General features: G+C 57.4%; 23 protein-coding genes. 14 read left to right on the plus strand and 9 right to left on the minus strand.

Going from position 1 to position 25,690, the window contains the following annotated elements:
- The first annotated feature begins 213 nt into the window (after positions 1 to 213).
- Positions 214 to 534, plus strand: a complete 321-nt coding sequence (locus tag JOE33_RS20775; protein ID WP_032615015.1) for a hypothetical protein — start codon at positions 214 to 216, stop codon at positions 532 to 534.
- 55 nt (positions 535 to 589) lie between these two features.
- On the plus strand, positions 590 to 1,753 hold the full coding sequence (locus tag JOE33_RS20780; protein ID WP_032615017.1) for a PQQ-dependent sugar dehydrogenase: 1,164 nt from the start codon (positions 590 to 592) through the stop codon (positions 1,751 to 1,753).
- 91 nt (positions 1,754 to 1,844) lie between these two features.
- Here the strand turns inward: JOE33_RS20780 and JOE33_RS20785 are convergent, their stop codons facing one another.
- Positions 1,845 to 2,153 (minus strand): PepSY domain-containing protein, encoded by a 309-nt coding sequence (locus tag JOE33_RS20785; RefSeq protein WP_054993482.1) that lies wholly within the window; start codon positions 2,151 to 2,153, stop codon positions 1,845 to 1,847.
- A gap of 302 nt (positions 2,154 to 2,455) precedes the next feature.
- On the opposite strand from JOE33_RS20785, the gene JOE33_RS20790 reads away from it, so the two are divergent.
- The 5 genes from JOE33_RS20790 (at position 2,456) to JOE33_RS20810 (ending at position 10,723) form a co-directional block, all read left to right on the plus strand.
- Positions 2,456 to 4,630: a TonB-dependent siderophore receptor gene (locus tag JOE33_RS20790; protein ID WP_096139927.1), complete on the plus strand. Its 2,175-nt coding sequence runs from the start codon at positions 2,456 to 2,458 to the stop codon at positions 4,628 to 4,630.
- Positions 4,631 to 6,137: 1,507 nt separating this feature from the next.
- Entirely contained in the window at positions 6,138 to 7,454 is a 1,317-nt protein-coding gene (locus JOE33_RS20795) for an MFS transporter (protein WP_187625983.1), read from the plus strand.
- A 486-nt stretch (positions 7,455 to 7,940) separates the two neighbouring features.
- A complete protein-coding gene (locus JOE33_RS20800) occupies positions 7,941 to 8,210 on the plus strand; it encodes a LuxR C-terminal-related transcriptional regulator (protein WP_074594727.1) in 270 nt (89 codons plus the stop codon).
- Between the two features lie 181 nt (positions 8,211 to 8,391).
- Entirely contained in the window at positions 8,392 to 9,126 is a 735-nt protein-coding gene (locus tag JOE33_RS20805) for a hypothetical protein (RefSeq protein ID WP_122529909.1), read from the plus strand.
- A 727-nt stretch (positions 9,127 to 9,853) separates the two neighbouring features.
- Entirely contained in the window at positions 9,854 to 10,723 is an 870-nt protein-coding gene (locus JOE33_RS20810; protein WP_187625984.1) for a hypothetical protein, read from the plus strand.
- 4 nt (positions 10,724 to 10,727) lie between these two features.
- Here JOE33_RS20810 and JOE33_RS20815 read toward each other — a convergent pair whose 3' ends face one another.
- From JOE33_RS20815 to JOE33_RS20835, 5 genes are all read right to left on the minus strand, one after another.
- The gene (locus JOE33_RS20815; protein WP_187625985.1) at positions 10,728 to 11,804 is read right to left on the minus strand and encodes a diguanylate cyclase; all 1,077 of its coding nucleotides are present in this window, start codon (positions 11,802 to 11,804) and stop codon (positions 10,728 to 10,730) included.
- A gap of 298 nt (positions 11,805 to 12,102) precedes the next feature.
- A complete protein-coding gene (locus JOE33_RS20820) occupies positions 12,103 to 13,305 on the minus strand; it encodes an MFS transporter (RefSeq protein ID WP_187625986.1) in 1,203 nt (400 codons plus the stop codon).
- 204 nt (positions 13,306 to 13,509) lie between these two features.
- Positions 13,510 to 14,097 carry a polyribonucleotide nucleotidyltransferase gene (locus JOE33_RS20825; protein ID WP_187625987.1) on the minus strand — a complete coding sequence of 196 codons (588 nt, stop codon included), beginning with the start codon at positions 14,095 to 14,097 and terminating at the stop codon, positions 13,510 to 13,512.
- A 134-nt stretch (positions 14,098 to 14,231) separates the two neighbouring features.
- Complete coding sequence (locus JOE33_RS20830; protein ID WP_010436039.1) at positions 14,232 to 15,044, minus strand: VacJ family lipoprotein; 813 nt, start codon at positions 15,042 to 15,044, stop codon at positions 14,232 to 14,234.
- The gene (locus tag JOE33_RS20835; RefSeq protein WP_010436036.1) at positions 15,037 to 16,335 is read right to left on the minus strand and encodes a serine protein kinase PrkA; all 1,299 of its coding nucleotides are present in this window, start codon (positions 16,333 to 16,335) and stop codon (positions 15,037 to 15,039) included. The genes JOE33_RS20830 and JOE33_RS20835 overlap by 8 nt, the downstream gene beginning before the upstream one ends.
- A gap of 1,180 nt (positions 16,336 to 17,515) precedes the next feature.
- Between JOE33_RS20835 and JOE33_RS20840 the strand changes: the two genes are divergently transcribed.
- The 3 genes from JOE33_RS20840 to JOE33_RS20850 all read left to right on the plus strand — a co-directional run bounded on the left by JOE33_RS20840 (position 17,516) and on the right by JOE33_RS20850 (position 20,570).
- Positions 17,516 to 18,370, plus strand: coding sequence for a glycine betaine ABC transporter substrate-binding protein (locus tag JOE33_RS20840; protein WP_003412711.1), 855 nt, complete (start codon positions 17,516 to 17,518; stop codon positions 18,368 to 18,370).
- A gap of 233 nt (positions 18,371 to 18,603) precedes the next feature.
- Positions 18,604 to 18,915, plus strand: a complete 312-nt coding sequence (locus tag JOE33_RS20845; protein WP_003314526.1) for a DUF485 domain-containing protein — start codon at positions 18,604 to 18,606, stop codon at positions 18,913 to 18,915.
- Positions 18,912 to 20,570, plus strand: coding sequence for a cation acetate symporter (locus JOE33_RS20850; RefSeq protein ID WP_187625988.1), 1,659 nt, complete (start codon positions 18,912 to 18,914; stop codon positions 20,568 to 20,570). Before JOE33_RS20845 ends, JOE33_RS20850 begins: the two co-directional genes overlap by 4 nt.
- Before the next feature lie 118 nt (positions 20,571 to 20,688).
- Here JOE33_RS20850 and JOE33_RS20855 read toward each other — a convergent pair whose 3' ends face one another.
- Positions 20,689 to 20,847, minus strand: a complete 159-nt coding sequence (locus JOE33_RS20855; RefSeq protein WP_002552554.1) for a DUF3309 family protein — start codon at positions 20,845 to 20,847, stop codon at positions 20,689 to 20,691.
- Positions 20,848 to 21,162: 315 nt separating this feature from the next.
- On the opposite strand from JOE33_RS20855, the gene JOE33_RS20860 reads away from it, so the two are divergent.
- The 4 genes from JOE33_RS20860 to csrA all read left to right on the plus strand — a co-directional run bounded on the left by JOE33_RS20860 (position 21,163) and on the right by csrA (position 24,076).
- The gene (locus JOE33_RS20860) at positions 21,163 to 21,540 is read left to right on the plus strand and encodes a DUF2784 domain-containing protein (protein WP_054993489.1); all 378 of its coding nucleotides are present in this window, start codon (positions 21,163 to 21,165) and stop codon (positions 21,538 to 21,540) included.
- Positions 21,541 to 21,643: 103 nt separating this feature from the next.
- Positions 21,644 to 22,459: an SDR family oxidoreductase gene (locus JOE33_RS20865; RefSeq protein WP_187625989.1), complete on the plus strand. Its 816-nt coding sequence runs from the start codon at positions 21,644 to 21,646 to the stop codon at positions 22,457 to 22,459.
- A gap of 919 nt (positions 22,460 to 23,378) precedes the next feature.
- Positions 23,379 to 23,711 carry a YnfA family protein gene (locus tag JOE33_RS20870; protein ID WP_003393231.1) on the plus strand — a complete coding sequence of 111 codons (333 nt, stop codon included), beginning with the start codon at positions 23,379 to 23,381 and terminating at the stop codon, positions 23,709 to 23,711.
- A gap of 170 nt (positions 23,712 to 23,881) precedes the next feature.
- Positions 23,882 to 24,076, plus strand: coding sequence for a carbon storage regulator CsrA (gene csrA, locus JOE33_RS20875; protein WP_010426835.1), 195 nt, complete (start codon positions 23,882 to 23,884; stop codon positions 24,074 to 24,076).
- 79 nt (positions 24,077 to 24,155) lie between these two features.
- Here the strand turns inward: csrA and JOE33_RS20880 are convergent, their stop codons facing one another.
- Entirely contained in the window at positions 24,156 to 24,383 is a 228-nt protein-coding gene (locus tag JOE33_RS20880; RefSeq protein ID WP_003314533.1) for a YheU family protein, read from the minus strand.
- 67 nt (positions 24,384 to 24,450) lie between these two features.
- Positions 24,451 to 25,647, minus strand: coding sequence for an osmoprotectant NAGGN system M42 family peptidase (locus JOE33_RS20885; protein WP_003314534.1), 1,197 nt, complete (start codon positions 25,645 to 25,647; stop codon positions 24,451 to 24,453).
- Between the last annotated feature and the right edge of the window lie 43 nt (positions 25,648 to 25,690).

The raw sequence follows: 25,690 nt of genomic DNA on the forward strand, positions 1-25,690 counted from the left end.
CTGCCAGCGAGACGCTTTTTTTGGGCTCCGGAAACCTTGGGCTGCACGCCGTTGCGTCGTTCGGCTTCGACAGCCCTGACCATCCTTGTTACAAACTCTCCCACCGCTTTGCTTGCTCATCGGCTGTGCCGAGTCGAACCTGAGGCCCGGGTTGCCATCAAAGGCCTGAGCCTTCACGGTTACTCCGAAGTTTCACTTTGCCCAGAGGTAGTGATGAACAGTTTTGTGCGCAATCTTGTTGGCGGCGTGCTTGTTGCGTCATGCAGCATCGGTGCGGTCCAGGCGCAGACGCTGCCAAACAGCACTCTCAACAACGGTGCCAGCAGCAACCCGTATAACAGCCCGATTCACCGTGCCAACCCCAACAGCCGCCAGGGCACCGAGTCCAGCGTGCCGCCGTCCCGGGGCCCCAACATAGCGCCGCCAGTGCGCAAGCCTACTCTGGAAAACGGTGGCATCGGCAACGGCTACCCTACGCGCCAGAACACGCCACGTCCTTCTACACCGACAACCGACCCCAGGCGCGGCAACTGAATTTTCAACCCGGCGAACCCGTGTGGACGTCGACTCAATGCATAAGGAAACGCTCATGCTTAGAAAAACCCTGATCGCGACATTGTGTACTGCAGCCATTCTGAGCCTGCCAATGACTGCCAGCGCCGCTACGGAGTCCTACAAAAGCGAACTGGGCACCGTCACGGTGACGCCTGTTGTCGAAGGTCTGGATCATCCCTGGGGGCTGGCCTTTCTGCCTGACAGGCAAGGCATGCTGGTGACAGAGCGTTCCGGCAATCTGCGCGTGGTGTCGGCGGATGGCAAATTGTCCGCACCGCTTTCCGGGGTCCCGCAAGTCTGGGCGCAGAAGCAGGGCGGCCTGCTGGATGTGGTGCTGTCACCGGACTTCGCCAAGGACCGTATGGTGTATCTGACCTACTCCGAGGGCAGCGGCAAGACCGCCGCCGAGGGCGATACCGCCGGCACTGCCGCAGGGCGTGGTCGTCTTTCCAAAGACATGACTCGTCTGGAAGACTTCGAAGTCATCTTCCGCCAGGAACCGAAACTGTCGGTGGGCAACCACTTCGGTGCGCGGATGGTCTTCGATCGCGACGGTTACCTGTTCATCGCGCTGGGCGAAAACAATCAGCGCCCTACTGCGCAGGATCTCGACAAGCTGCAGGGCAAGATCGTGCGCATCTATCCGGACGGCAGCGTACCGAAAGACAACCCGTTCGTGGGCCAGAAGGGCGTGCGCCCGGAAATATGGTCCTATGGCCATCGCAATCAGCAGGGCGCCGCGCTTGACCCCTGGACCGGCACGTTGTGGACCAACGAGCATGGCCCCAAGGGTGGCGATGAGCTGAATATCATCGAGCGTGGCGCGAATTACGGCTGGCCGATCGCGACTCACGGTATCGATTACTCGGGTCAGCCGATTTCGGAGTCCAAGGGCAAGGTTGTCGAAGGGACCAAAATTCCGTTCCAGGTCTGGGAAGTGTCACCGGGCCTCAGTGGCATGGCGTTCTATGACCACAGTCTTTTCAAGGCATGGGATCACAGCGTATTCATCGGCGCGCTGGCCACTGAAGAGTTGATCAGGCTGCAGTTCGAGAATGACAAAATCGTTCATGAAGAGCGTCTGTTGAAAGACATGAAGCAGCGCATACGGGATGTGCGTCAGGGACCGGATGGTTACTTGTATCTGTTGACCGACGACGATAAGGGAAGTCTGCTGAAAGTCGGCCTGGCTCAGTAATAACCTGTTAAACGCTTAAAAAGAAAATTCCCACAATATTGTGGGAATTTTCTTATGAGTTGCTTGCGGTGGTAACCGTTAAACAGTCGGATCAATTGTCCTTTTCGTCACGTATCACTTCGCCCGTCTTGGCATCGACGTCGTAGTTCCACTCCACACCCTTGGCGTCTTTCAGTTCGATCTGATAGATCAGGCGGCCGGTGCGGTCCTTGTCCAGTTCGGTATCGTGGACTGTGAAGCCCTGGTGCTTGGCAACCGCATTCTTGTTGAACTGTTCAAAGTCACCCAACGCCTGAGACTTGTACAGGCGGATCACTTCATCGGGACCAACGTCAGCCTGGGCGGTACCTGCAACAGCAGTGAGGGCAACAGCGGCGAAAACGGCAGGCATAAGTTTCATGGGGTATTCCTTTCTGATTGATCTGTCTTGATTGATTCATCACACGCTGATTGGTTCAGCGGTTTTGTTGAACTCAGGTTATCCATGCTTACTTAATTCACGCTTAATTATTCAAGTGTGCGGAGAGTTTTGAAGCAGGTCTCGCTCTGCCGATTCGTAAGTAAAGTTTTCCCCTGCACTTTGTTTACAGGCAGAGCGTCACGCAAAGGTTGAAAAAAACCGGCAGTGAACGTAAAAGGTTGGCCCCCTGCCGGAAGGTGCGTCGCGTCTGTCCAGGCATCTGTCCTTGCGGAGTCTGATCGATGAGAACGCCTTACCGACCTGCCATGCGTCACGCCTGGCGATTGTTGCCGTTGGGCATGGCGGTTGCCTCGCCGTTGCTGGCCGCTGAGGCGCTCAGTCTGGATGCGGTCAACGTCACCGGTTTCAGCGAGCCGGAAAGTAGCGGCGACTATAAAGCTGAGCGGGCGTCGATCTTCGGGTTGGATCAGGCTTCTTTGCTGGATACACCGGCGTCGGTGTCAGTGTTCAGCGCTGCGCTGATCAGGGACCGTCAGGCAAAGCTGCTGAGTGAAGTGCTGCGCAACGATGCGTCGGTCGGCGACGGCTACGCGCCGGTGGGCTATTACGAAAACTTTGTGGTGCGCGGGTTTTCGTTGAACGCCGCCAACAGTTATCGCATCAACGGCCGCAGCATTGCCGGCGAGCAGAACGTAGCGCTGGAGAACAAGCAGCAGGTCGAGCTGCTCAAGGGGCTATCCGGCCTGCAGAGTGGCGTGGCCGAGCCTGGTGGGGTCATCAACTATCAGACCAAGCGGGCGCAGGACGTCCGGTCGGTCACGGTTTCTACCAACGAACACGGCGAGCGCTACATTGCGACCGACGTCGGTGGCTGGTTCGGCAGTGAGCAACAGTTTGGCCTGCGCGCCAACCTTGCCCACGAAGACATTCGCTCGTATGTCGAACACGCCGATGGCCAGCGCGATTTTGCCTCGCTGGCGTTCGATTGGAACATCAGCGAGCGCGCCCTGCTGCAACTCGACGTCGAGTACCAGACCAAAGAGCAGCGTTCGGTGCCCGGTTATCAACTTCTGGGTGGCACTGCGCTGCCTCGCGACGCCTCGCCGCGTAAATTGCTGGGTTACCAGAACTGGTCCAATCCGGTCGGTATCGACTCGCTGAACATGAACGGACGTTTCGAATACCGCTTCAATGACAGCTGGAAGGGCAGTCTCAGTGCGTCGCGCAGTCGGGTGGTCATCGATGACTACAGCGCCTTTGCGTGGGGGTGCTATGGCTCGGCCAGTTGCGCTGGGCAAGCGGTGCCCAACCACTTCAGTGCCGAGGGCGGTTATGACATCTATGATTTCCGTAGCCCGGACGACACGCGTCGCAACGATGAAGTCGAAGCGGCCATGTCCGGTACATTCACGACCGGATCGTTGGGGCACGAACTGACCTTCGGCAGCAGTGCCTACCGCCGCACGGTTGATACGCGCGGTACCTTCAACGAATTCGTCGGCTCGGGCAATATCAATGAGGTGCCTGAGCAGGTGGCTCCCTCGACCCTGGCGCTGCCGCACACCGAGCGTCGTCTGGACAGCCGTCAGTACGGAGTGTTTGCCACTGACCGGATCAGCTTCAACGAGCACTGGCAAACCGTGCTGGGCGGACGCGGGGTGCGGCTCGACGAGCGGGCATTCAACGAGGACGGTAGCGATGCGCGACACACCGAGCGTTATGTGTTTCTGCCCCAGGCGGCGCTGATCTACAAGCCAGTGGACAATGTTTCGCTCTACACCAGCTACAGCAAGGGCCTGTCGCTGGGCGGGACAGCCGCTTGGTTCACCAGCAATGCCAGTGAAATTCTTGCGCCGACCGTGTCCCGACAGCTTGAGGCAGGCATCAAGTATGACTGGCAGCGCATGAGCCTGACCGCCGCAGTGTTTCAGGCCCGCCAGGCGTACCAGTACTCCAGGCCCAACGATGACGGCACGTTCACTTATGTGCAGCAAGGCGAGCAGAAAAACACCGGCCTTGAACTGGGGGCGAGTGGCTGGGTGACTGACCGTCTGCAGATATCCGCCAGTGCGGCGGCGATTCGGGCGCGTGTTGAAGACAGCGGCACCGAGGCCTATGACGATCATCAGGCCCTCAATGTGCCCAAATACCGTGGCACCCTGCAAGCCGACTACAGCCTGCCGGTGCCCGGGCTCGCATTGCTCGGCGGAGTGCAGTACAGCGCCAGCAAGTACGCTGACCGGGAAGGCTCCGTGCAGGTCAATGACTACGCACTGTTCAATATCGGCAGCCGTTACAGCACCCGACTCAGCGGCTATGAAACCGTCCTGCGCCTGACCGTCGACAACCTGTTCGACAAACGCTACTGGCGCGATGCCGGTGAGTATCTGGGTGACGACTACCTGTTCATGGGCGCGCCCAGAACGGCGAGACTGTCGGCCACCGTCAACTTTTAGCGGAAGGGCCCTGTTACGCGGAGCGTCGGCACGATAGTTGAGATGATCGTTCCGCACGTTCCAGCATGGGAATGCAGTTCTCGACGCTCTGCGTCGTCAAGAGGACGCAGAGCGTCCAGAACGGCATGCGACGCGGAGCGCCGCACGATAGTTGAGATGATCGTTCCGCACGCTCCAGCGTGGGAATGCAGGTCTCGACGCTCTGCGTCGTCAAGAGGACGCGGAGCGTCCGGAAAGGCATGCGACGCAGAGCGTCGCACGATAGTTGCGATCATCGTTCCGCACGCTCCAGCGTGGGAATGCAGGTCTCGACGCTCTGCGTCGCAGGAGGACGCAGAGCGTCCAGAAAGGCATGCGACGCGGAGCGTCGCACGATAGTTGCGATTATCGTTCCGCATGCTCCAGCGTGGGAATGCAGTTCTCGATGCTCTGCGTTTTCAAGAGGACGCAGAGCGTCCAGAAAGGCATGCGACGCGGAGCGTCGCACGATAGTTGCGATCATCGTTCCGCACGCTCCAGCGTGGGAATGCAGTTCTCGACGCTCTGCGTCGCAGGAGGACGCAGAGCGTCCAGAAAGGCATGCGACGCGGAGCGTCGCACGATAGTCGGGGTTATCGTTCCGCACGCTCCAGCGTGGGAATGCAGTTCTCGATGCTCTGCGTTTTCAAGAGGACGCAGAGCGTCCAGAAAGGCATGCGACGCGGAGCGTCTCACGATAGTCGGGGTTATCGTTCCGCACGCTCCAGCGTGGGAATGCAGTTCTCGACGCTCTGCGTCGTCAAGAGGACGCGGAGCGTCCAGAACGGCATGCGACGCGGAGCGTCTCACGATAGTCGGGGTTATCGTTCCGCACGCTCCAGCGTGGGAATGCAGTTCTCGACGCTCTGCGTCGTCAAGAGGACGCGGAGCGTCCAGAACGGCATGCGACGCGGAGCGTCTCACGATAGTCGGGGTTATCGTTCCGCACACTCCCGCATGGGAATGCAGGTCTCGACGCTCTGCGTCGTCAAGAGGACGCAGAGCGTCCGGAAAGGCATGCGACGCAGAGCGTCGCACGATAGTCGGGATTATCGTTTCGCGGGAATGCAGTTCTCGACGCTCTGCGTCGTCAAGAGGACGCGGAGCGTCCGGAAAGGCATGACGACGCAGAGCGTCGCACGATAGTTGCGATCATCGTTCGGCACGCTCCAGCGTGGGAATGCAGTTCTCGACGCTCTGCGTCGCAAGAGGACGCAGAGCGTCCAGAAAGGCATGCGACGCGGAGCGTCGCACGATAGTTGAGATGATCGTTCCGCACGCTCCAGCGTGGGAATGCAGTTCTCGACGCTCTGCGTCGTCAAGAGGACGCGGAGCGTCCGGAAAGGCATGCGACGCAAAGCGCCGCACGATAGTCGGGATTATCGTTCCCGCTGCAGGCTTCAGCTCCGTATCAGTGCGCCTGCAAGCTTTGCTATTCTTCGCGCCCTGTGAGCGACAGGCGCTCTTTCAGCCATGTTTCGGATGCCTCATGACGGCCATCGTACGTTCCCCCTCCCAGCCCTTCAGCAAATCCGATTACAAGACCCTGAGCCTTGCGGCGCTGGGTGGGGCGCTGGAAATCTACGACTTCATCATTTTCGTATTCTTCGCGCTGACCCTCAGCCAGCTGTTCTTTCCTCCGGACATGCCTGAATGGCTGCGTCTGCTGCAAAGCTTCGGGATCTTCGTGACAGGCTATCTGGCGCGCCCGCTGGGCGGGATACTCATGGCGCACTTCGCCGACCGGCTGGGGCGCAAGCGCGTGTTCAGCCTGAGCATTCTGATGATGGCCCTGCCTTGTCTGCTGATCGGCGTCATGCCCACCTACGCACAGATCGGTTACTGGGCGCCGCTGGTCCTGCTGGCGCTACGCATCCTGCAAGGAGCCGCCGTGGGCGGCGAAGTGCCGAGCGCCTGGGTATTCGTGGCAGAACACGCGCCCAAGGGGCACCGCGGCTATGCACTGGGCGTGCTGCAAGCCGGCCTTACGTTCGGATACCTGCTGGGTGCGCTGACCGCGACATGGCTGGCGCGGGTCTTCAGCCCTGGCGAAATCCTCGACTGGGCGTGGCGTATTCCTTTCCTGCTCGGTGGCGTATTCGGTGTGGTAGGGGTGTGGTTGCGCCGCTGGTTGAGCGAGACCCCGGTGTTCATTGCCATGCATGCCCAGCGTGAACATCTGCCGGCGCTGCCACTTGGGCAGGTCTTGCGCGATCACCGCCAATCCTTGCTGCCTGCTGCACTGCTGACGTTTGTGCTGACCTCCGCAGTGGTGGTGCTGGTGGTGATTACCCCCACCGTCATGCAGCAGCGCTTCGGCATCAGCGCCAGCGACACCTTTGCCCTGAGCGCCATCGGCATCGTTTTTCTCAATATAGGCTGCGTGCTGGCAGGCATGCTGGTCGACCGCATCGGTGCCTGGCGCGGCATTATGTTCTATAGCCTGCTGATGCCGATGGGCATCGGCGTGCTTTACACCAGCCTCGTCGAGCAATGGATGCCGCTGGGCCTCGCTTATGCCATTGCCGGGCTGGCGTGCGGGATTGTCGGGGTGGTGCCGTCGGTGATGGTCGGACTGTTCCCCGCGAACATCCGTGTGTCAGGCATCTCGTTCACTTACAACATCGCCTACGCCTTCTGGGCCAGCACCACGCCATTGATGCTGATTGCCCTGATGCCTTGGAATATCTGGGTGTGCGTGCTGTATAGCCTGATCATGGGCGCCACAGGTCTCATTACCGCTGCGGTATTCGGCTTGCGCCGGGGCGTGGTCGTGGATGACCTGGCAAGCGGTAAAGCCGGATAACACGGTGCCGGTTGGCGCGGCGCACGGTGGTTGCGGAGAAATCACGACGCTGGCTGCTCACCTCTGCTGTGGGGTGAGTAGCAACTCAAAGATGGATAAAAAGTTCCTGCTGGTAGACACGCTTAATTGTAACAAGTGATTGTAATTCCGTTTCCTCAAGTCTATCTTGCGCCTGTCTATAGTGTTTGCGTTATTTATCTAATGTGCCCTCAGCCCGTGCCTGCGCAAACTGTTTCGTCAGGAGGAACATGCATAGCTTTGATAAATAGATAGGCGTAAGTATTCTGCATTTTGTGTAGGATTTTTCCTTAGTATTTAATTGCTAGAGATTTTTCTTACAGATTTCAGCTTTGTTGGAGGCTTTGAGGGAGGCGTCTCGCATTTGCGCAAAACAAGACTCAATAAAATGATTTCTGTGCCGATTTACTGTTTGGGTCATGGAAGACGAATGTAAGAAACATCCTACAAATTTGTCTGTTAGGCAAAATGATGGCAAGGGGAAGTATCATGTGGGTGACAATGAGAGAGCAAGAGGTTCTTGGCCTGTTGTTGCAGGGATGTACGAACAAGGAAATCGCCAGGCAGCTCAGTATCAGTGACTATACTGTGCGCGATCATGTCTCTTCGCTGCTCAGAAAGAACCAGGTAAAGACGCGTGTCGAACTCATGGCCAGGTGCGTATCTCAATTGCTTCCCGGAAAAAATACCCGACCCCCTACATCTGTCGGATTGCGTCGCGAGCCAGCACATACATAATGTGTCTTGTCGCATTCTGCAACTTGTTAATGTAATCAGCGCTGCTGACGTATAGCAGTGCCATTCATAATACCGTGCTGCTCTGTGAGTGCCGTCAGGCACTGCTTTCTGGCTGTTTGCAGAAAGGAATATCCAAAACCTGCTCGCACGACGAACTGTAAACAATAAAAAGGAGCCACTCATGACTGTTTGTTTTGTTCGGGGCGAGTCAGGGGCCGACACATCGTTGCGGCTGGATCTGCAGCGGCCCGGTTTTAATATGACAACAGACTTCCATCACCTGGCAATCCGACAGTCTGCGCTTTCGGTGACGCAACTTGCCGAGCAGCAGGCAAAACTGTCCGGCCCCGCTGGCCTGTTTGCCAAGCTCTGCCGGCAGCTTCGTTCGCATGGGCGCCAGTCACCCTTGCTCGAAGACGTTGCCCGGCTTGAGGGCCGCAAGCGTCAGTGGCTGGCCGAGCGCGCCGTACAATTTGTGCTGGGCCTGCACGGCCGTCGGCCAGAAGTCGAGAACCCGTTCAAAGGCCGGGTGCGAGAAGACCTGTGCTGCATCGTTTTCGACGATTCATCGCCGCACACGCTGGTCGAACGTTATACCGCCAGTGAAGCGCTGCGGGCTCAGGACAGTGAGTACTTCGTCAAACTCATTGCCACTACACGCAACACCGTCGAACGGCGAATCGTGTTCCACGGTCTGCTCGAACACTTCGACCGTCTGTTGCCCATCGAGAAGAGCATCTATCCGCTCAACTATCGCACTGTTCAGCAAGCTCACCTCGATCATGAGGAAGCCCTCTATGGTGCCCTGATAATGCAGCAGCCCATCGGCACATTACTCGAGATGCATACGCCTGAGTGGTTGTTGAATAACCTGCCGTCATTTGAACTTTCTATTGACCGGGAATGTGTGGGGTAGGTGGTGGCAAGGCGTATTAATCCGGTGTCAGAAGTAATTTGCATTTAGTAGATATAGATACCTGTCGGCTGATGGGGTTCTTGCAAGTGGTTTGAGTTTCTCTGACAAAAAACTTTCAAGCTCAGTGCGCGTTAGCGCGTTCGGTGAATGATAAGAACTAGCGGTTCGTGCGGACGTTTCAAGTCTGCAGCTTTCGCACGGCCAATACATTTGATTTATAAAAAATTGGAATAAAAATTATGAAAAAACTAGCACCGTTGGCTTTGTTGTTAGTGTCAGCTGCCTGCCAGGCGACCGATTATTCGGTTACGACTACGAGAACGCCGACGTCTATCAATGGACCCGGTCACAGTGCGTTTTCCCGACACCAGTTGAGATTGGCTGATTACCCCCGCGGCGCGGCTAATAACTCTCGGTTGAGAAAGATTTCCTGGACCGCTACGTCTTTTCCGGAGAGTACGGGCGAGCAGACAAAAATATGTTTTAGGCGCGAAGGGGTACACGAGTCGAGCTGTATTCAGATTGATCCGGGTATGCCAGGTGATACTGATCAATTTAATAACCTGGGGTTCAGCTATGCATCAGATGTTTTGATAAAACACCAAGCCGTACATGGGCCATGGCAAAGCAAGCCTGCCGGGCCGGAAACAGTCACCTTTCATCTAACGTATTGATTGTCAATCCCTGGCGATAACCGTCAGGGATCTTGCAGGCAGGAGCCCACGTCATGCGAGTCATAAGTTCCGGAGCAGATGCACTGATAATCGCGCAACAACTTGATGAAAAAAGGGCGGCGAAAAACATGCCCTCAATTGCCAATCCGGCCCTTCGGTCAACCTCTCCAGACTCTGCGGTGACCATCAGCGGCCAGGCCCTCCTGAAACACAGGGTTTTTGGGTTTGCGGACTATGTTCGTTCTGCGCCCATGCTCGGGAAAGCCGAATGTGGAATGTCCATGCCCGAGGCGTTTTTTTTAACTCGGGACGATCGAAGGTTGCTGAGTGATGTTTACGAGTGGGCGAGTGATCAAGGCGCTGATCTGGTCTATGTAGATGAACTGGCGTTTCAGTTGGCTTCTTATAGGGAGAGTAATAATGGGGGAATAATGAGTCCTCATAACCAGGGCAAGGTATATGACATGGAAGGCCATAAGGTTTTCTACAGTTTTACCGAGCCGCACGCGGCCATTGCCAAGCGTATTACCGAAAGTGATGGGTTAAAAACAACGCGACTGGACCAGGGGTTTGTTCGCTTCATCACTGACAAGGACTACGGATCTATAGGTCACAATAATTTCGAGTTCATGGAAAAAGTCATCAACAGGTTTGCAACGGCGGGGGAAAGCGCTGAGCAGCTGGGTACAGATTTCGCTACTTATAAAAGCCAGAAGAGTGACTATATAAGAACGCTGTCCAAGGAAAAATACACTCCCGGCGAAGGAGACACTCAAGAAAAGGCCTCCGCAAGGAAATCCGCTAAACCCAAGGACATAACCCTGGAAAGCCTGCGTGCCGACAGGCGCGAGACGTTCCTGAAAGCGATGGGGGTCAAGAGTCTCTCGTCCCTGTTCGACATGCTGTTCAAGAGCAAGCGTTGATGGATCAGGCCTGTGCGCCAAGCGACTGGAGCTCTGGCGCCGCATCCTGAGGGCTGGCGACGCGGTTGCGGCCGGTGCTTTTGGCCAGATACAGCGCTTTGTCTGCCTCATGCAGCCACGAAGAGGCATCCGGCATTTCAGGGGAGTAGGCGGCAATGCCGATACTGAGGCTGACTTTCAGATCGCGTTGCAGGGTATAGGTCATTTCATCTATCGCCAGGCGCAGGCGTTCAAGGATTTCCTTTGCCTGAAACAAGCCGGTATTGGGCAGAATGACGCAGAATTCATCGCCGCCACAACGCCCGATCAGGTCCGAATCGCGCAGGTTTTCTATCAGTGCTTCGCTGATACTCTGCAGCACCGTATCGCCCATCAGGTGGCCGTAAGTGTCATTGATGACCTTGAAGTGGTCGATATCGATCAACGCAATGACGCACTCCTGATAGGCGTTCTGACTGCTTGCGTACTCCAGATCAAGCAGGTCCTTCCACGCGCCGTGATTGAGCAGGCCGGTGAGGCTGTCGGTGCGGCTGACCTTGCGCAGGATGTTGCGGTGTTCCCATAGCTTGAGTGTGACCTGATGGCTCAGCCAGCCAATGAAAATAGGATAGGTCACCAATACCGGAAGGCAGGCGTATATCTGCGTCATGTTGCCATGCAGATTGACCACAGGGTCGAGCGCGGCCAGCGAAATCAGTACGCCCAATGCCTGCATGCATAGGCCTTGCAGCATCAGGCGTGGACCGGCCGCTGCCATGTTATGCATGGCCATCATGGCGAGGACCGTGACCCCGGGAACTGCGCTGAAACCCATCGCGCCAACCCAGAAACCGCCCATCATCGAATCGAAAAGCAGATTGCGCCATTCAGCCTGGTAGGGCTCGCGCGACGTTTTTGCCAGCTGGTAGGCAAGGTGCGGCCATACCAGGCTGTAGAGCAGTGCCAACAACCACGCCCAGTGTGCTGTATTCACGTAATACAAAGAAACAGCGACCGTCACAAAGCCAACGCTTACACCGAAGCATCTCGGGGCGTAGATCCGCTTGGCGAATGCCATCCCTCTGCGGTGATAGGTGCTCATAGATTCTTACCGGACATTACTTTCGAATCGGCCAGAAATCGACACCGCTTGACCGAAAGGCTGGAGTTTGAGCGTTCACTAGTGGCAAGGGAAGAGTATTTTGCCGAGGGGTGTCAAATAACTACATATTGATGAAAGGTCACTGTTTAAAAGTCAATTAAATGACAGAAACAGTGATGAAACCTGTTCAAAAATATGACGAAACATACAATCTAATACACCGTGAATAACCGGGACAGCGTGCCTGATGTTTGCAGACACACTCCCCCGGCGAATTCAATAAGGCGACGTCACGCCGTTACAGCGCTGCCCTGTTTTTCTGAGTGCTGGTCATCCATGCAACGGCGATGGACAGCAGCGCGACAACGGCGGCGACATACCCTACGGCGCCCAGGCCCAGGTGCTCGATGGTAAGGCCTCCGATGATCGATCCCAGACCGATGCCGGCATTGGCGGCCGAGACATTCAAGGTTCCTGCCAGTGCCTGGGCCTGGGGCGCTGCTTTCATCACCCTGATCTGGCAGATCGGAAATAATGCGGTATGGGCAATGCCCCAGATCACCAGCACCACGGCCAGCAGCGGCATAGAGCCTGCGGCCGGTACGCTTGCGGTCATGCCCAGTGCGAGCAGCAGCGCAAATGCCATGGTCGAGCCGAGCGGGCTGCCGTCCACATAACGTCCACCCAGGGCATTACCGATCAGGCCGACCGCGCCGAAGCCCATCAACCACCAACCCACTTGAGCCGATTCGATGCCCGCGATGCGTTCCAGTGTGTCAGCCAGATAGGTATAGGCACCGAACATGGCTGTGAACAGCAGGATGGACAGCAGCAGGTTGGCGAGGAAAAACGGATCCCGGAGAATTTTGGCCTGCTCGGCGAGGGCGACCTTTGCGGTAGGTTCGATACGCGGCATCGACAGCGCCAGCAATAGCGCCATCAACGCAGACAGCAGCGTCAGAGCCCAGAAGGCCCCGCGCCAGCCCACGGCATCGGCAAATACCGTACCCAGCGGGATACCGAACAGCATGGCCGCCGAGATGCCGAGGTAGACCTGCGCAACGGCTTTGCCTGCGCGCTTTGGTCCGGCCAGCAGGCTTGCCGTTTCACTGGCGGTGCCCCAGAACACCGGCAAGGCCAGTGCCGGAATGAACCGCGCCAGCGCCAGCACCCAGATATTGCTCGATACCGCTGCCAGTGCGTTGGAGGCGGCGAAGATCAGCAAAATGACGATGAACGTGCGCTTGCGGTCCAGGTGCGAGAGCATCGCCGTCAGCGGTGGGCCGAAGAGCATCACCGTAAAGGCGAATAGCGTCACCAGCAAACCGGCAGTAGAGATGGAAATTCCCAGATCGCGGGCCATTGAAGGCAACAGACCGATGATGAGAAATTCAGTGGTGACGATCACGAAGCCGGCCAGGGCCAGAATCGCGATGGACAAGCCGGCGCCGGTCGAGCTTTCGCTGCGGGCGCCGGAGGCAGTGGTTTCCAGAGAAGGCATTGTGCAGACCCATTAAAAATAAGTCCGCCAGCTTATTGCAGAAAAGAGCTTCTATCTTTGCCAAGTTTTCTCTTTATTGTGGACAGGAATTCACTAATAAGGAGGGTGTGAGTCTTCTGCCCAAGGTTCAGGCTTTGGTCAATCGATTGTCCGGAGTGTTGCGGGCGGATTGAGTCGCATCGCACCGACTGGCCGCTCCGCAGATCATTGGCCGATGACAGTCTTGACCAGCGCGGCGTGCTCTTTCGGATTCTTTGCATTGGAGACCACGTTAAGCACGGCTGCGCGGGTACCCGATGCAGCGACGATCGACGTGCTCAGCACCTGAGCGTCGCTCATGGTCGCCGAGGTGTCCAGTTGGCGCACACCAAGACCGTTCTTTTTGACGATCTTCTTGTCACCCAGCTTTTTGAAATCCTTGTAGCCGGTACTCTGCTGGGCAAGGATGCCGGTGACCAGCCCATCAAGTACCGCGCCGTCATTGTCGTTGGCCTGCACGCCCATCGGCATCGGCGTTTCGGTAACGATCAACACACGCTTTTCAGCTGCATTGGTGTAGAGCGATCCTGTGACACCCTGAGCCTTGGCTTTTGCGTCAATCTCGGGCATTTCGCCCTTTACGTAGCCCGCAGGAATGGTGAAGGCCAGTTTGCCGCCCAGCAGCGAAGCGTTTTGCACCGCAGCGGCGGCCGCGGCGGCCTGCGGCTTGGTGGCAGCCTGAACGCTGACCATGCTCTGGCATGCTGCCAGTGCGACACACACAGCCATCGCCTTGAAACCGAAAGAGCGCATGGAAATTCCTTTTTGTCTGTTAATGACGGAGGCGTTTGCGCCTCAGCCATGTGATTGACCAGGCAGGTAAAAGTGCCCATAAAAAAACGACCAGCCCGATCACCCCGGCTGGCCGTCGTTTTGCTGCGTTACGCTTATTCGGCGATCTGCAGTTTGCGCGACTCGGTGTAGACGTAGCGCACTTTTTCATACTCGAACGGCGAGTTGAGCTGGCCGTAACGGAAGCTGGTGACGTAACGGCGGTCAATGGCGCGCAATACGGTTATTTCCGGATGGTCGTTGCTGACTTCAGCCACGTTCAGGAAGTTGATCTGGTTTTCAGCCGTGTAGTCGAACAGCATGCCGCCGGTGTCACGCAGGTTCGATGGGCCGAACAATGGCAACACCAGATAAGGCCCGGACGGCACGCCGTAGAAACCCAGTGTCTGGCCGAAGTCTTCGCTCTGGCGCGGCAGGCCCATCATGGTCGCCGGGTCCCACAGACCGGCGATGCCGATGGTGGTGTTGAGCAGCAGACGGCCAGTGGTGTCCAGCGAGCGCTCGCCCTTGAACTGCAGCAGGCTGTTCAGCAGGTTGGAGACATCACCCAGGTTGCTGAAAAAGTTGCTCACGCCGCTGCGCACGAAGCCAGGGGTGATGTAGCGGTAGCCGTCCACGACCGGCAGGAATACCCACTCATCGAAACGGTAGTTGAAGTGGTAGACCCGGCGGTTCCAGGATTCCAGCGGATCATAGACTTCCAATGCGTTGATGGAGGCGCGCTCGAACTCACGCTGATCCAGCCCCGGGTTGAATTGCAGCGACTTCAGCGGCTGAGTGAAACCGTCGGCATCGGTCTGACGGGCCACAGTGGCCGGGTGCTGAGCCTTGTTGCTGGTATCCGCGTCAGCGGCCTGGACTGTGCCGGCACAGAGCAGAGCGGCAAGAAGTAAAAGACGTTTAGCCACGGAAAAACTCCAGCATGGCGTCGGTGTTGACGCGGTAATTAAGGTTGCCGCAATGCCCGCCGTACGGGTAAACGGTCAGGCGATCGCCAAAGGTCTTGCGCAGGAAGCCGAGGTCACCCGAGCCCAGGATCACGTCGTCAGCGTTGTGCATGACGGCAATCTTGGTGTTGCTGTGCAGGTAATCCTTGAGTGCGTAGAGGCTGACCTGGTCGACCAGTTGCAGCAGGCTACCGCCGTCGGTGCGTGCGCGCCACATCGGGATGACCTGTTCGGTCAGGTAGCAATCGAAGTCGCACTGCAGGGCACGCTTGAGGAACGGCGTCAGACTGGTGCCTTCGGTGATCGGGAATTTCGGTGGCGTGATCAGACCGCGACGGTTGATCAGGTCGGAGGTGAACGCGATGTCCGCCGACGAGAAGCGGAACGAGGTACCGATCAGCATCGCCATCTGTTCATTGGTCAGGTGCTGCTTGGACTGCTGGAAGTCGAACAGCAGTGCATCGTTAAGGTCGATGTAGCCCTTCTGGCGGAAGTAGCGGGTCAGCTTGGCCAGCACCAGCTCGTAGAACGTGGTGGTGTTGTTGATGCCCTTGACGTTGGTTTGCACCAGTTTGTCCAGGTTGCTGATCGACGTGTAGAGATTGACCGGCGGGTTGAGCAGCAGCACTTTCTTGAAGTTGAAGCTGCGGCGGGTTTCATCCAGCTTGCTGACGAATGCAGCATTCAGTGCGCCGAGGCTGTAACCGGTCAGGTAATAGTCGGTTACCGGCAGTTGCGCCTGCTGGGCCCGAATGGCCTGCATGACGCGATAAATGTCTTCTGCGTCGTCGGTGGAAACGCCAGGAGTCGCAAAGCGCGAGGCCGAGCTCATGAAGTCATAGCTGGTGGGCGAAGAAAGCTGCACGACATGGTAGCCCGCGCCGTAATAGAGCTTTTTCAGGAATTCATTGATGGTGCTGTTATACGGCGCGCCGGTGCCGGCGATCAGGAAGATCAGCGGGGCAGCGTGGTCCTGCTTGGCCAGGCGATAGTGCAACTTCTTCACCGCCCAGAAGTTGTCGGGCAGGGTGAACTCGCGCTCGGGATGCAGGTTCAGGGTATAGACATCCTGATCGATATCTTCATCGTCAGGCAGGTCGGGGCGCAGAGCGGGCGGTGTGGTCGCAATGGTCGCTTCAAACGGATTAGTCAGCGGGTAGCCATAGGTGGCGGAGTCGACGTTGGTTGCCAGAGCGGACGCACTTAAACACAAGCCACCTATAACGGTGGCGAGGCGCAGAAAACGGAGCATGACTAAATCCCTTGGGAAAGAAGTGCTGATGAGATACGCAGGCTATGACCAAGGTGTAGTGCCAAAGTGCCCCATCCACCGGTGAACCCTGTAAATATGACGGAACAATACACGTTCTTTGGATTTTGCAATGCAGATATACGGTTTATTTTTGTATGACTAGCGTATTTGCTGCCCCGGAGCGACGTTTGCGCTGCTGGTGATGGTGAGCAGACCATGGCCTGGAAGCGAATTTTCCGGCTTGCGGAAAGCACAAAGGAGAGCCGTAGCTCTCCTCCAATGTGGTTCACGTGCTCTTTTTATTGTTATAGGGCGGCCTGTTATTGTTGTTGGCGACCAGTCCCTTTACAGCGTTGTTGTGCGACCCCATCCGGGGTCAAGAGCAAACGTATTTTTTTGAGCGCTGATTCGCTTTAATCACCTGTCTGCACAACGGGGTGATCCCACCGGTTCTGGAGCTACCTGACGGTAGTTTTATTGTTCTCGGTCCGGTCGCGAGGCCTTTCATTGAAAGGTCCCTGTAAAGCTGATCCACTCCAAAAAAATCTGTTAGCTGCGCCTCTGTCCGTTTTGTTCTTGTTGTGTCAGAGCCGTTACGTCTTGTTTTTATTGGTTTGCCGCATCATTTGTTGTTTTTGTTGTACCAGAGACATAGCAGGACCCGTGCCAGTTTTTTAAATCCCTTTCTAATCAGTTACTTATGAATTCTGATGATTGTCGGGGGGTGATAGAGCCGGAAAAAATGTTTCCGTGTTACCCGTTCGCAGTGGTGATCGTAAAGCTGCGGTAACACATCGTGTTCCCTTCGTAGCATGGGCCAGAGTGGTGCGCTGCAGGTCTTCGCCGTCTATACGACGATGGTATGGAGAAGGCGGCTCCCCTTTGGGCATAAAGATGGAACCCCCCATTGTTGATTGCCTGATCACGGCGTTTTTCGCTGTGCGTTGTCGTTGACGGTTCGTTGTTGTCGTTTCCCATTGCCCCAGTGTCGCAGACAGAGCATGCCTGCCTGTCCGTCAGGTCGATGATCAGGGTGGCGTTGCGGTGCGTTTGATTGCGCGTGGCAGCGATAAAAACGTGCAAGGCGCCGCGTGCCCCAAGGTCGGGCGCGGGGGCGGTCTGGAGAACAACGTTAACCATGCCCCGACAACCGTCGGTGCAGACTTCCGGGGAAGCGACAATGATGATGCGAAAAATACTGGGGGCGGGTGCCGCTCTGGTACTTGCGGTCAGCTCCACGCTGGCGATTGCCGAAACCAAGACCCTGACCATTGGCTATGTGGAAGGCTGGTCCGACAGTGTCGCCACCACCTTCGTGGCCTCCGAAGTGATCAAGCAAAAGCTTGGTTATGACGTCAAGTTGCAGTCTGTCGCTGCGGGGATCATGTGGCAGGCGGTGGCAACCGACAAGCTGGACCTGATGCTGTCTGCGTGGCTTCCGGGCACACATGGCGAGTACTACGCCAAGTACAAGGATCAGGTCGTCAACTACGGCCCCAACTTCAAGGACGCCAAGATTGGCTTGATCGTGCCTGAGTACGTGAAGGCCAAAACCATCGAAGACCTGAAGACCGATGCTTCCTTCAACAAGAAGATCACCGGGATCGATGCGGGCTCGGGCGTGATGCTCAAGACCGATCAGGCCATCAAGGACTACGGTCTGGACGGCTATAAGCTGCAGGCGAGCTCTGGCGCAGGCATGATCGCCGAGCTGACCCGCGCGGAGAAGGCGAAGAAATCCATCGTCGTCACCGGTTGGGTGCCGCACTGGATGTTCGCCAAGTGGAAACTGCGTTTCCTGGACGACCCGAAAGGTGTCTACGGTGAGGCTGAAACCGTCGACAACGTTGGCAGCCTGGGGCTGGAGAAAAAAGCCCCTGAAGTGGTGGCCTTCCTGAAAAAATTCCAGTGGGCTTCCAAGGATGAAATCGGTGAGGTGATGCTGGCAATTCAGGACGGTGCCAAACCTGAAGCTGCAGCGAAGGACTGGGTCGCCAAGCACCCGGACCGCGTTGCTGCATGGACTGCCAAATAGTCCCAGGTGTCTGAACAGCACTTCTCAAGGCCGTCTGGTGTTATCGCCAGACGGCCTTTTGTTTTTCTGCCCCGGAGTATTTTCCGTGCGGCCGACTGCCGGCGGGTCCAGGCCGTGCGAGAAGAGGTATCTACAGCTAATGTCGTTCTAATACTAAGGTCGTCTGGAGTGCGCGCCGGACCCGACTAAAGTGCGTTACGTGACATCTCATCTGTGCTGCGAGGACAAAAACAATGAACGACAGCATTTACCTCTCGATTCAAAACAGCCCCCGTTTCAAGGAGCTGGTCTCCAAAAGAGAGCGTTTCGCCTGGATTCTCTCGGCGATCATGCTTGGCCTGTATGCGGCCTTTATTCTTTTGATTGCTTACGGACCCCATATTCTGGGGGCCAAACTAAGTCCTACTTCAACCATTACCTGGGGAATGCCAATAGGCGTAGGGCTGATCCTTTCCGCGTTCATATTGACCGCCATCTATGTTCGCCGTGCCAACGGTGAATTCGATGACCTGAACAACGCGATCCTGAAGGAGGCTCAGCAATGATCCGGCGCCTATCAGCAGTACTTGGCCTGACCGCCTTCGCGCCGACCCTCTGGGCGGCAGACGCGTTGACTGGCGCAGTGCAGAAGCAACCCCTGAACGTCGCCGCGATTGTCATGTTCGTGGTCTTCGTAGCCTTCACGCTGTACATCACCTACTGGGCGTCGAAAAAGAACAAGACCGCGTCGGACTACTACTCGGCAGGCGGCAAGATCACCGGTTTCCAGAACGGTCTGGCGATTGCCGGTGACTACATGTCGGCAGCGTCCTTTCTGGGGATTTCCGCGCTGGTCTACACCTCCGGCTACGATGGCCTGATCTACTCGATCGGCTTCCTGGTGGGCTGGCCGATCATCCTGTTCCTGATCGCAGAACGCCTGCGCAACCTGGGTAAATACACCTTTGCCGACGTGGCCTCATACCGCCTCAAGCAAAAGGAAATTCGTACCCTGTCTGCCTGCGGCTCGCTGGTGGTGGTGGCGTTTTACCTGATTGCGCAGATGGTCGGTGCCGGCAAGCTGATCCAGTTGCTGTTCGGTCTGGACTACGCTGTTGCGGTGGTGCTGGTCGGTATCCTGATGTGCCTCTATGTGCTGTTCGGCGGCATGCTCGCCACCACCTGGGTGCAGATCATCAAGGCGGTGATGTTGCTGTCCGGTGCGTCGTTCATGGCACTGATGGTCATGAAGCACGTCAACTTCGACTTCAACATGCTGTTCTCCGAGGCGATCAAGGTTCACCCCAAAGGTGAAGCGATCATGAGCCCTGGCGGGCTGGTGAAAGACCCGATCTCGGCGTTCTCGCTGGGTCTGGCCCTGATGTTCGGTACTGCGGGCCTGCCCCACATCCTGATGCGCTTCTTCACCGTGAGCGATGCCAAGGAAGCCCGTAAGTCGGTGCTCTACGCAACCGGCTTTATCGGTTACTTCTACATCCTGACCTTCATCATCGGTTTTGGCGCGATCCTGCTGGTCAGCACCAATCCGGCGTTCAAGGATGCAGCAGGCGCCCTGCTGGGCGGTAACAACATGGCGGCGGTTCACCTGGCCGATGCGGTCGGTGGCAGTCTGTTCCTTGGCTTTATCTCGGCAGTAGCCTTCGCCACCATTCTGGCAGTGGTTGCCGGTCTGACCCTGGCGGGTGCTTCGGCGGTTTCCCACGACTTGTACGCCAGCGTCATCAAGGCAGGCAAAGCCAACGAGAAGGACGAGATCCGTATCTCGAAAATCACCACCATCGCCCTGGCGGTCGTGGCGATCTTTCTGGGTATTGCCTTTGAAAGTCAGAACATCGCGTTCATGGTGGGCCTGGCGTTCTCGGTCGCGGCAAGCTGCAACTTCCCGATCCTGCTGCTTTCCATGTACTGGAAAAACCTGACCACCCGTGGCGCCATGATCGGCGGCTGGATGGGCCTGATCAGCGCAGTGGTGCTGATGGTGCTTGGGCCGACCATCTGGGTGCAGATCCTGCATCATGAGAAAGCCATTTTCCCTTACGAATACCCGGCGCTGTTTTCCATCGCCATCGCCTTCGTAGGTATCTGGTTCTTCTCCATCACCGACAAGTCGAAAGCGGCGGAGGGCGAGCGTGCTCTGTTCTTCCCGCAATTTGTCCGGTCGCAGACAGGGCTGGGTGCCAGCGGTGCGGTTTCGCACTAAGGCATGGGTGTTGTGAACTAAGCAGCCTTCGGGCTGCTTTTTCATGGGCAATAAAAAACCCCGCTTGAAAAAGCGGGGTTTTTTACTGGCTACATGCTCTGCTGCGTTAAGCAGCAGGTCATATCTTGCCGAGCAACACCAGAATCAGCAGGATCACCAGGATCGTACCGATGATGCCCGACGGACCGTAGCCCCAGCTGCGCGAGTGCGGGAATACTGGCAGACCGCCAACTAGCAGCAGAATCAGAACGATGATAAGAATAGTGCCGATGCCCATGGTGAGTTCCCTCTTTCATTAGTGTCAATTAACAGATGCAGTTGAAACGTCAAACCAGACGGTATGAAGTTGGCCTGCTTGACTCATCCGACTGTAGGCGTTGGAAAAAGGTTCGATCTATTTTAAATAATTTATTACAAATTTGAAAATCATTGAAAATCAGGGGTTTGTCGTATTTTTGTCCGACAATAACTCGGTCTTTTTTGAATTTTTACGTCTGAATCGATCTTAAAAACAATTGAACTAAAAGCCCTGAAAAGTCTCGCCGCTATTTGCACTTTCCACCTGATGCAGGGGCCACAAGAGGACGCGAGGATGGTTTATCGAATGGCGGCGGATGCCGTGGTCGTGTTTCATCTGTTGTTCATTGTGTTCGTCCTGTTCGGCGGACTGCTGGTATTGAGAAAGCCGTGGCTGGCGTTACTGCACGTTCCAGCGGCGGCCTGGGGGATTGCGGTCGAGTTTCTGCACCTGTATTGCCCGCTGACACCGCTGGAAAATACCCTGCGCAGCAACGCCGGGGGGCAGGGCTATACCGGGGGCTTCGTTGAGCATTATCTGATCCCGCTGATTTACCCGGCCGGGCTCACCCCTGGCCTACAGCTTTGGCTGGGCGGTATCGTCGTGCTGCTCAATGTGTCGGTGTATGGCCTGTTGCTGGTGCGTTATGTGGTCAGAGCAAGGCGTCCATAGGGCTGCGGTTTGTTCCAGGCATTCAGCGTCTTGATGGTGGGGTTGTGGCGCTTCTACTGTGATTACACTCAGGCAACTCCTGCACATCACAAGGCTCTCGGCTATGCAAAACCGCATCATGATTACTGGCGCCGGCTCAGGTCTGGGTCGTGAAATTGCACTGCGCTGGGCGCGCGAAGGGTGGCGGCTTGCACTGTCGGACATCAACGATGCCGGTTTGCAGGAGACCCTTGCGCACGTACGCGAGGCGGGTGGTGACGGCTTTGTGCAGCGTTGTGATGTTCGCGATTACAGCCAGCTCACCGCATTTGCCCAGGCGTGCGAACAACGCTTTGGCGGCATCGACGTCATCGTCAACAACGCGGGCGTGGCCTCCGGTGGCTTCTTCAACGAATTGTCGCTGGAGGACTGGGACTGGCAGATCGCGATCAACCTGATGGGGGTGGTCAAGGGCTGCAAGGCGTTCCTGCCGATGCTGCTGGCCAGCAAGGGCAGGATCATCAACATCGCCTCTATGGCAGCGCTGATGCAGGCGCCGGCGATGAGCAATTACAACGTTGCCAAGGCCGGGGTCGTAGCGCTTTCCGAGAGCCTGCTGGTTGAACTGCATGACCAGGGGGTTGGTGTTCATGTGGTCTGCCCGTCGTTCTTTCAGACCAACCTGCTGGATTCCTTCCGCGGCCCCACGCCCGCGATGAAAGCGCAGATCGGCAGGTTGCTGGAGAAGTCGCCCATCACTGCCGGCGATATCGCCGATTGCATCTTCAGGCAGGTTGGCGAAGGCGAATTCATGATCCTGCCCCACGAAGAGGGCCGTATGGCCTGGGAGATGAAACGCAAGCAGCCGCAGGCGATGTATGACGAAATGACCGTCATGTGCGCCAAGATGCGCGCCAAGGCGCAGAAGGGGCATGCCTGACTGAGCCGGACGCTCTGCGTCCTCTTGCGACGCAGAGCGTCGCGACCTGCATTCCCACGCTGGAGCGTGAGGAACGATAACCTCAGCCATCGTGCGACGCTCCGCGTCGGCATGCCGTTCCGGACGCTCTGCGTCCTCTTGCGGCGCAGAGCGCGCGAACTGCATTCCCACGCTGGAGCGTGAGGAACGATAACCTCGACTATCGTGCGACGCTCCGCGTCGGCATTCCGTTCCGGACGCTTTGCGTCCTCTTGCGACGCAGAGCGCGCGACCTGCATTCCCACGCTGGAGCGTGAGGAACGATAACCTCGACTATCGTGCGACGCTCCGCGTCGGCATGCCGTTCCGGACGCTCTGCGTCCTCTTGCGACGCAGAGCGCGCGACCTGCATTCCCACGCTGGAGCGTGAGGAACGATAACCTCGACTATCGTGCGACGCTCCGCGTCGGCATGCCGTTCCTGACGCTCTGCGTCCTCTTGCGACGCAGAGCGTCGCGACCTGCATTCCCACGCTGGAGCGTGAGGAACGATCATCTCAACTATCGTGCGACGCTCCGCGTCGGCATGCCGTTCCTGACGCTTTGCGTCCTCTTGCGACGCAGAGCGTCGCGACCTGCATTCCCACGCTGGAGCGTGAGGAACGATAACCTCGACTATCGTGCGACGCTCCGCGTCGGTATGCCTTTCCGGACGCTCTGCGTCCTCTTGCGACGCAGAGCGCGCGACCTGCATTCCCACGCTGGAGCGTGAGGAACGATCATCGCAACTATCGTGCGACGCTCCGCGTCGCATGCCTTTCTGGACGCTCTGCGTCCTCTTGGGTGGCGCGACGTTGCGTGTTCAAGGTTATCAAGGTCATGAACGTACTGTTTTCTGATAGGGTTGCGCGCATCTTGCAGCCCTGTCCCGAGAACCTTTCATGCTCAATTACCTGTGGTTCTTCCTCGCCGCCCTGTTCGAGATATTCGGTTGCTATGCCTTCTGGCTATGGCTACGCCAGGGCAAGAGCGCGTTGTGGGTGATTCCTGCGCTTGTCAGCCTGACCGTGTTTGCACTGTTGCTGACACGTGTGGAGGCGGCTTACGCGGGCCGAGCCTATGCGGCATATGGCGGGATCTACATTGTCGCGTCGATTGCCTGGCTGGGGCTGGTCGAGCGGGTCAGGCCGCTGGGTACGGACTGGCTGGGTCTGGCTTTCTGCGTCATCGGTGCGACCATCATTCTGCTGGGGCCGCGTTGGTCCGCTGCTTGATTAAGCACAACTGTCAAAGACATTTCCCACGGATCTGGCTGGAAAGTAAGACGTTTCCTTCAGTCCTTTCCGATGCTGTTGCAGGACGTTACTGATTTGCCATCAGCGCATTGAAGCGCTCTGCCTGCCGATGCACCCTGCCTCTTTTGCGCAACGCAAGGGTGGGAAAAATGCTGGTACTGACGCGGGAAATTGGCGAAACGTTTTCCATCGGTGATGACATCACCGTGCAGATTCTGGGGATCAACGGCAATCAGGTCAGGCTCGGGATCAATGCCCCGAAAGACATCAAGGTTCACCGCGCCGAGGTCTACAAGCGAATTGCCAGGACGCTTGCGCAACAGGCAACAACGCCGCTTCAGTGAGCGGCGTTATCAGCGGGCGATATTGTCGCTAGATGACCTGACTCGCCCTGCCGAAAACCCGACTCAGGCACTGAAGGGGTTATTCGAAAAATTCCTTGGGCACGTCGTGCTTGAGCATCAGTTGGCACTGCTGGCTCTCAAGGTCGAAAAAGATCACCGCCTGGCCCTTGGTCAGCGCATGGCGCACGCGCAATACCCGGGTTTGCAGAGGCGTTTCGTCGCCATTATCGGTGCCCTCACGGGTGACGAAATCCTCGATCAGGCGAGTGAGGGTGTCAGGTTCCAGTTGGTCGTAGGGGATCAGCATGGCGGTTCTCGTGTCGATGAGCGGCGATGATAGAACTGCGGTGCCACGCACCGCAATTCACAGGGCCTCAACTCTCTTCGCGATTCTGCCCGATCAGGCTGTCGACAGGTGGCACGCGGGTATCGGATTCCATCTGCGCGTCATGCTCGATCTGATGGCTGAAGCGCTCCAGTGAGCTCTGCGCAGGTTTGGCATCGCTGGCGAATACCGGTGGACTGAGGATGTAGGCCCCCAGCAACTTGCTCAGCGCTGCCAGACTGTCGATGTGCGTGCGCTCGTAGCCGTGCGTCGCGTCACAGCCGAAGGCCAGCAGGGCGGTGCGGATGTCATGCCCCGAGGTAACCGCCGAGTGCGCATCACTGTAGTAATAACGGAACAGGTCACGACGTACCGGCAGCTCGTTGTCCACGCCCAGCCGCAGCAGATGGCGGGAGAGGTGGTAGTCGTAAGGACCGCCCGAGTCCTGCATGGCCACGCTGACGGCGTGTTCGCTGGAGTGTTGACCCGGGGCAACCGGCGCAATGTCGATGCCGACGAACTCGCTCACGTCCCAAGGCAGCACGCCAGCGGCGCCCGTACCGGTTTCTTCGGTGATGGTGAACAGCGGGTGGCAGTCGATCAATGGCTCGGCACCGCTTTCGACAATAGACTTCAGGGCGGCGAGCAGTGCTGCCACACCAGCCTTGTCATCCAGGTGACGGGCACTGATGTGTCCGCTCTCGGTGAACTCCGGCAGCGGGTCGAATGCTACGAAGTCACCGATGCCGATACCCAGCGACTCGCAGTCGGCGCGGGTGGTGCAATAGGCATCCAGACGCAGCTCGACGTGGTCCCAACTGATCGGCATTTCGTCCACGGCGGTGTTGAACGCGTGACCGGAAGCCATCAGCGGCAGAACGCTGCCACGGATCACACCGGTGTCGGTGAACACGCTGACCCGGCTGCCTTCGGCAAAGCGGCTCGACCAGCAGCCGACCGCAGCCAGCGCCAGGCGGCCGTTGTCTTTGACTTCCCGAACGCTGGCACCGATGGTGTCCAGGTGCGCCGATACGGCACGGTCGGGGCTGTTCTGCTTGCCCTTCAGCGTGGCGCGGATCGTGCCGCGGCGGGTCAGTTCGAACGGAATACCGAGCTCTTCGAGACGCTCAGCCACGTAACGCACAATGGTGTCAGTAAAGCCGGTAGGGCTTGGGATCGCGAGCATTTCCAACAGAACTTTCTGCAGGTATTTCAGATCCGGATCGGGGATATTTGCAGGGGTCATGAATGCTCCTTATGGAACAGTTGCAAGCCACAGGCTGCAAAGG

This window comes from Pseudomonas sp. PvP027, assembly GCF_017833005.1.
Classification (GTDB): Bacteria; Pseudomonadota; Gammaproteobacteria; order Pseudomonadales; family Pseudomonadaceae; genus Aquipseudomonas; species Aquipseudomonas congelans.

Bases quoted from the DNA above. Each gene is read 5' to 3' on its own strand.
- JOE33_RS20775 (WP_032615015.1), top strand. From the start codon at position 214: ATGAACAGTTTTGTGCGCAATCTTGTTGGCGGCGTGCTTGTTGCGTCA.
- JOE33_RS20780 (WP_032615017.1), top strand. From the start codon at position 590: ATGCTTAGAAAAACCCTGATCGCGACATTGTGTACTGCAGCCATTCTG.
- JOE33_RS20785 (WP_054993482.1), bottom strand. From the start codon at position 2,153: ATGAAACTTATGCCTGCCGTTTTCGCCGCTGTTGCCCTCACTGCTGTT.
- JOE33_RS20790 (WP_096139927.1), top strand. From the start codon at position 2,456: ATGAGAACGCCTTACCGACCTGCCATGCGTCACGCCTGGCGATTGTTG.
- JOE33_RS20795 (WP_187625983.1), top strand. From the start codon at position 6,138: ATGACGGCCATCGTACGTTCCCCCTCCCAGCCCTTCAGCAAATCCGAT.
- JOE33_RS20800 (WP_074594727.1), top strand. From the start codon at position 7,941: ATGATGGCAAGGGGAAGTATCATGTGGGTGACAATGAGAGAGCAAGAG.
- JOE33_RS20805 (WP_122529909.1), top strand. From the start codon at position 8,392: ATGACTGTTTGTTTTGTTCGGGGCGAGTCAGGGGCCGACACATCGTTG.
- JOE33_RS20810 (WP_187625984.1), top strand. From the start codon at position 9,854: ATGCGAGTCATAAGTTCCGGAGCAGATGCACTGATAATCGCGCAACAA.
- JOE33_RS20815 (WP_187625985.1), bottom strand. From the start codon at position 11,804: ATGAGCACCTATCACCGCAGAGGGATGGCATTCGCCAAGCGGATCTAC.
- JOE33_RS20820 (WP_187625986.1), bottom strand. From the start codon at position 13,305: ATGCCTTCTCTGGAAACCACTGCCTCCGGCGCCCGCAGCGAAAGCTCG.
- JOE33_RS20825 (WP_187625987.1), bottom strand. From the start codon at position 14,097: ATGCGCTCTTTCGGTTTCAAGGCGATGGCTGTGTGTGTCGCACTGGCA.
- JOE33_RS20835 (WP_010436036.1), bottom strand. From the start codon at position 16,335: ATGCTCCGTTTTCTGCGCCTCGCCACCGTTATAGGTGGCTTGTGTTTA.
- JOE33_RS20840 (WP_003412711.1), top strand. From the start codon at position 17,516: ATGATGATGCGAAAAATACTGGGGGCGGGTGCCGCTCTGGTACTTGCG.
- JOE33_RS20845 (WP_003314526.1), top strand. From the start codon at position 18,604: ATGAACGACAGCATTTACCTCTCGATTCAAAACAGCCCCCGTTTCAAG.
- JOE33_RS20850 (WP_187625988.1), top strand. From the start codon at position 18,912: ATGATCCGGCGCCTATCAGCAGTACTTGGCCTGACCGCCTTCGCGCCG.
- JOE33_RS20855 (WP_002552554.1), bottom strand. From the start codon at position 20,847: ATGGGCATCGGCACTATTCTTATCATCGTTCTGATTCTGCTGCTAGTT.
- JOE33_RS20860 (WP_054993489.1), top strand. From the start codon at position 21,163: ATGGTTTATCGAATGGCGGCGGATGCCGTGGTCGTGTTTCATCTGTTG.
- JOE33_RS20865 (WP_187625989.1), top strand. From the start codon at position 21,644: ATGCAAAACCGCATCATGATTACTGGCGCCGGCTCAGGTCTGGGTCGT.
- JOE33_RS20870 (WP_003393231.1), top strand. From the start codon at position 23,379: ATGCTCAATTACCTGTGGTTCTTCCTCGCCGCCCTGTTCGAGATATTC.
- csrA (WP_010426835.1), top strand. From the start codon at position 23,882: ATGCTGGTACTGACGCGGGAAATTGGCGAAACGTTTTCCATCGGTGAT.
- JOE33_RS20880 (WP_003314533.1), bottom strand. From the start codon at position 24,383: ATGCTGATCCCCTACGACCAACTGGAACCTGACACCCTCACTCGCCTG.
- JOE33_RS20885 (WP_003314534.1), bottom strand. From the start codon at position 25,647: ATGACCCCTGCAAATATCCCCGATCCGGATCTGAAATACCTGCAGAAA.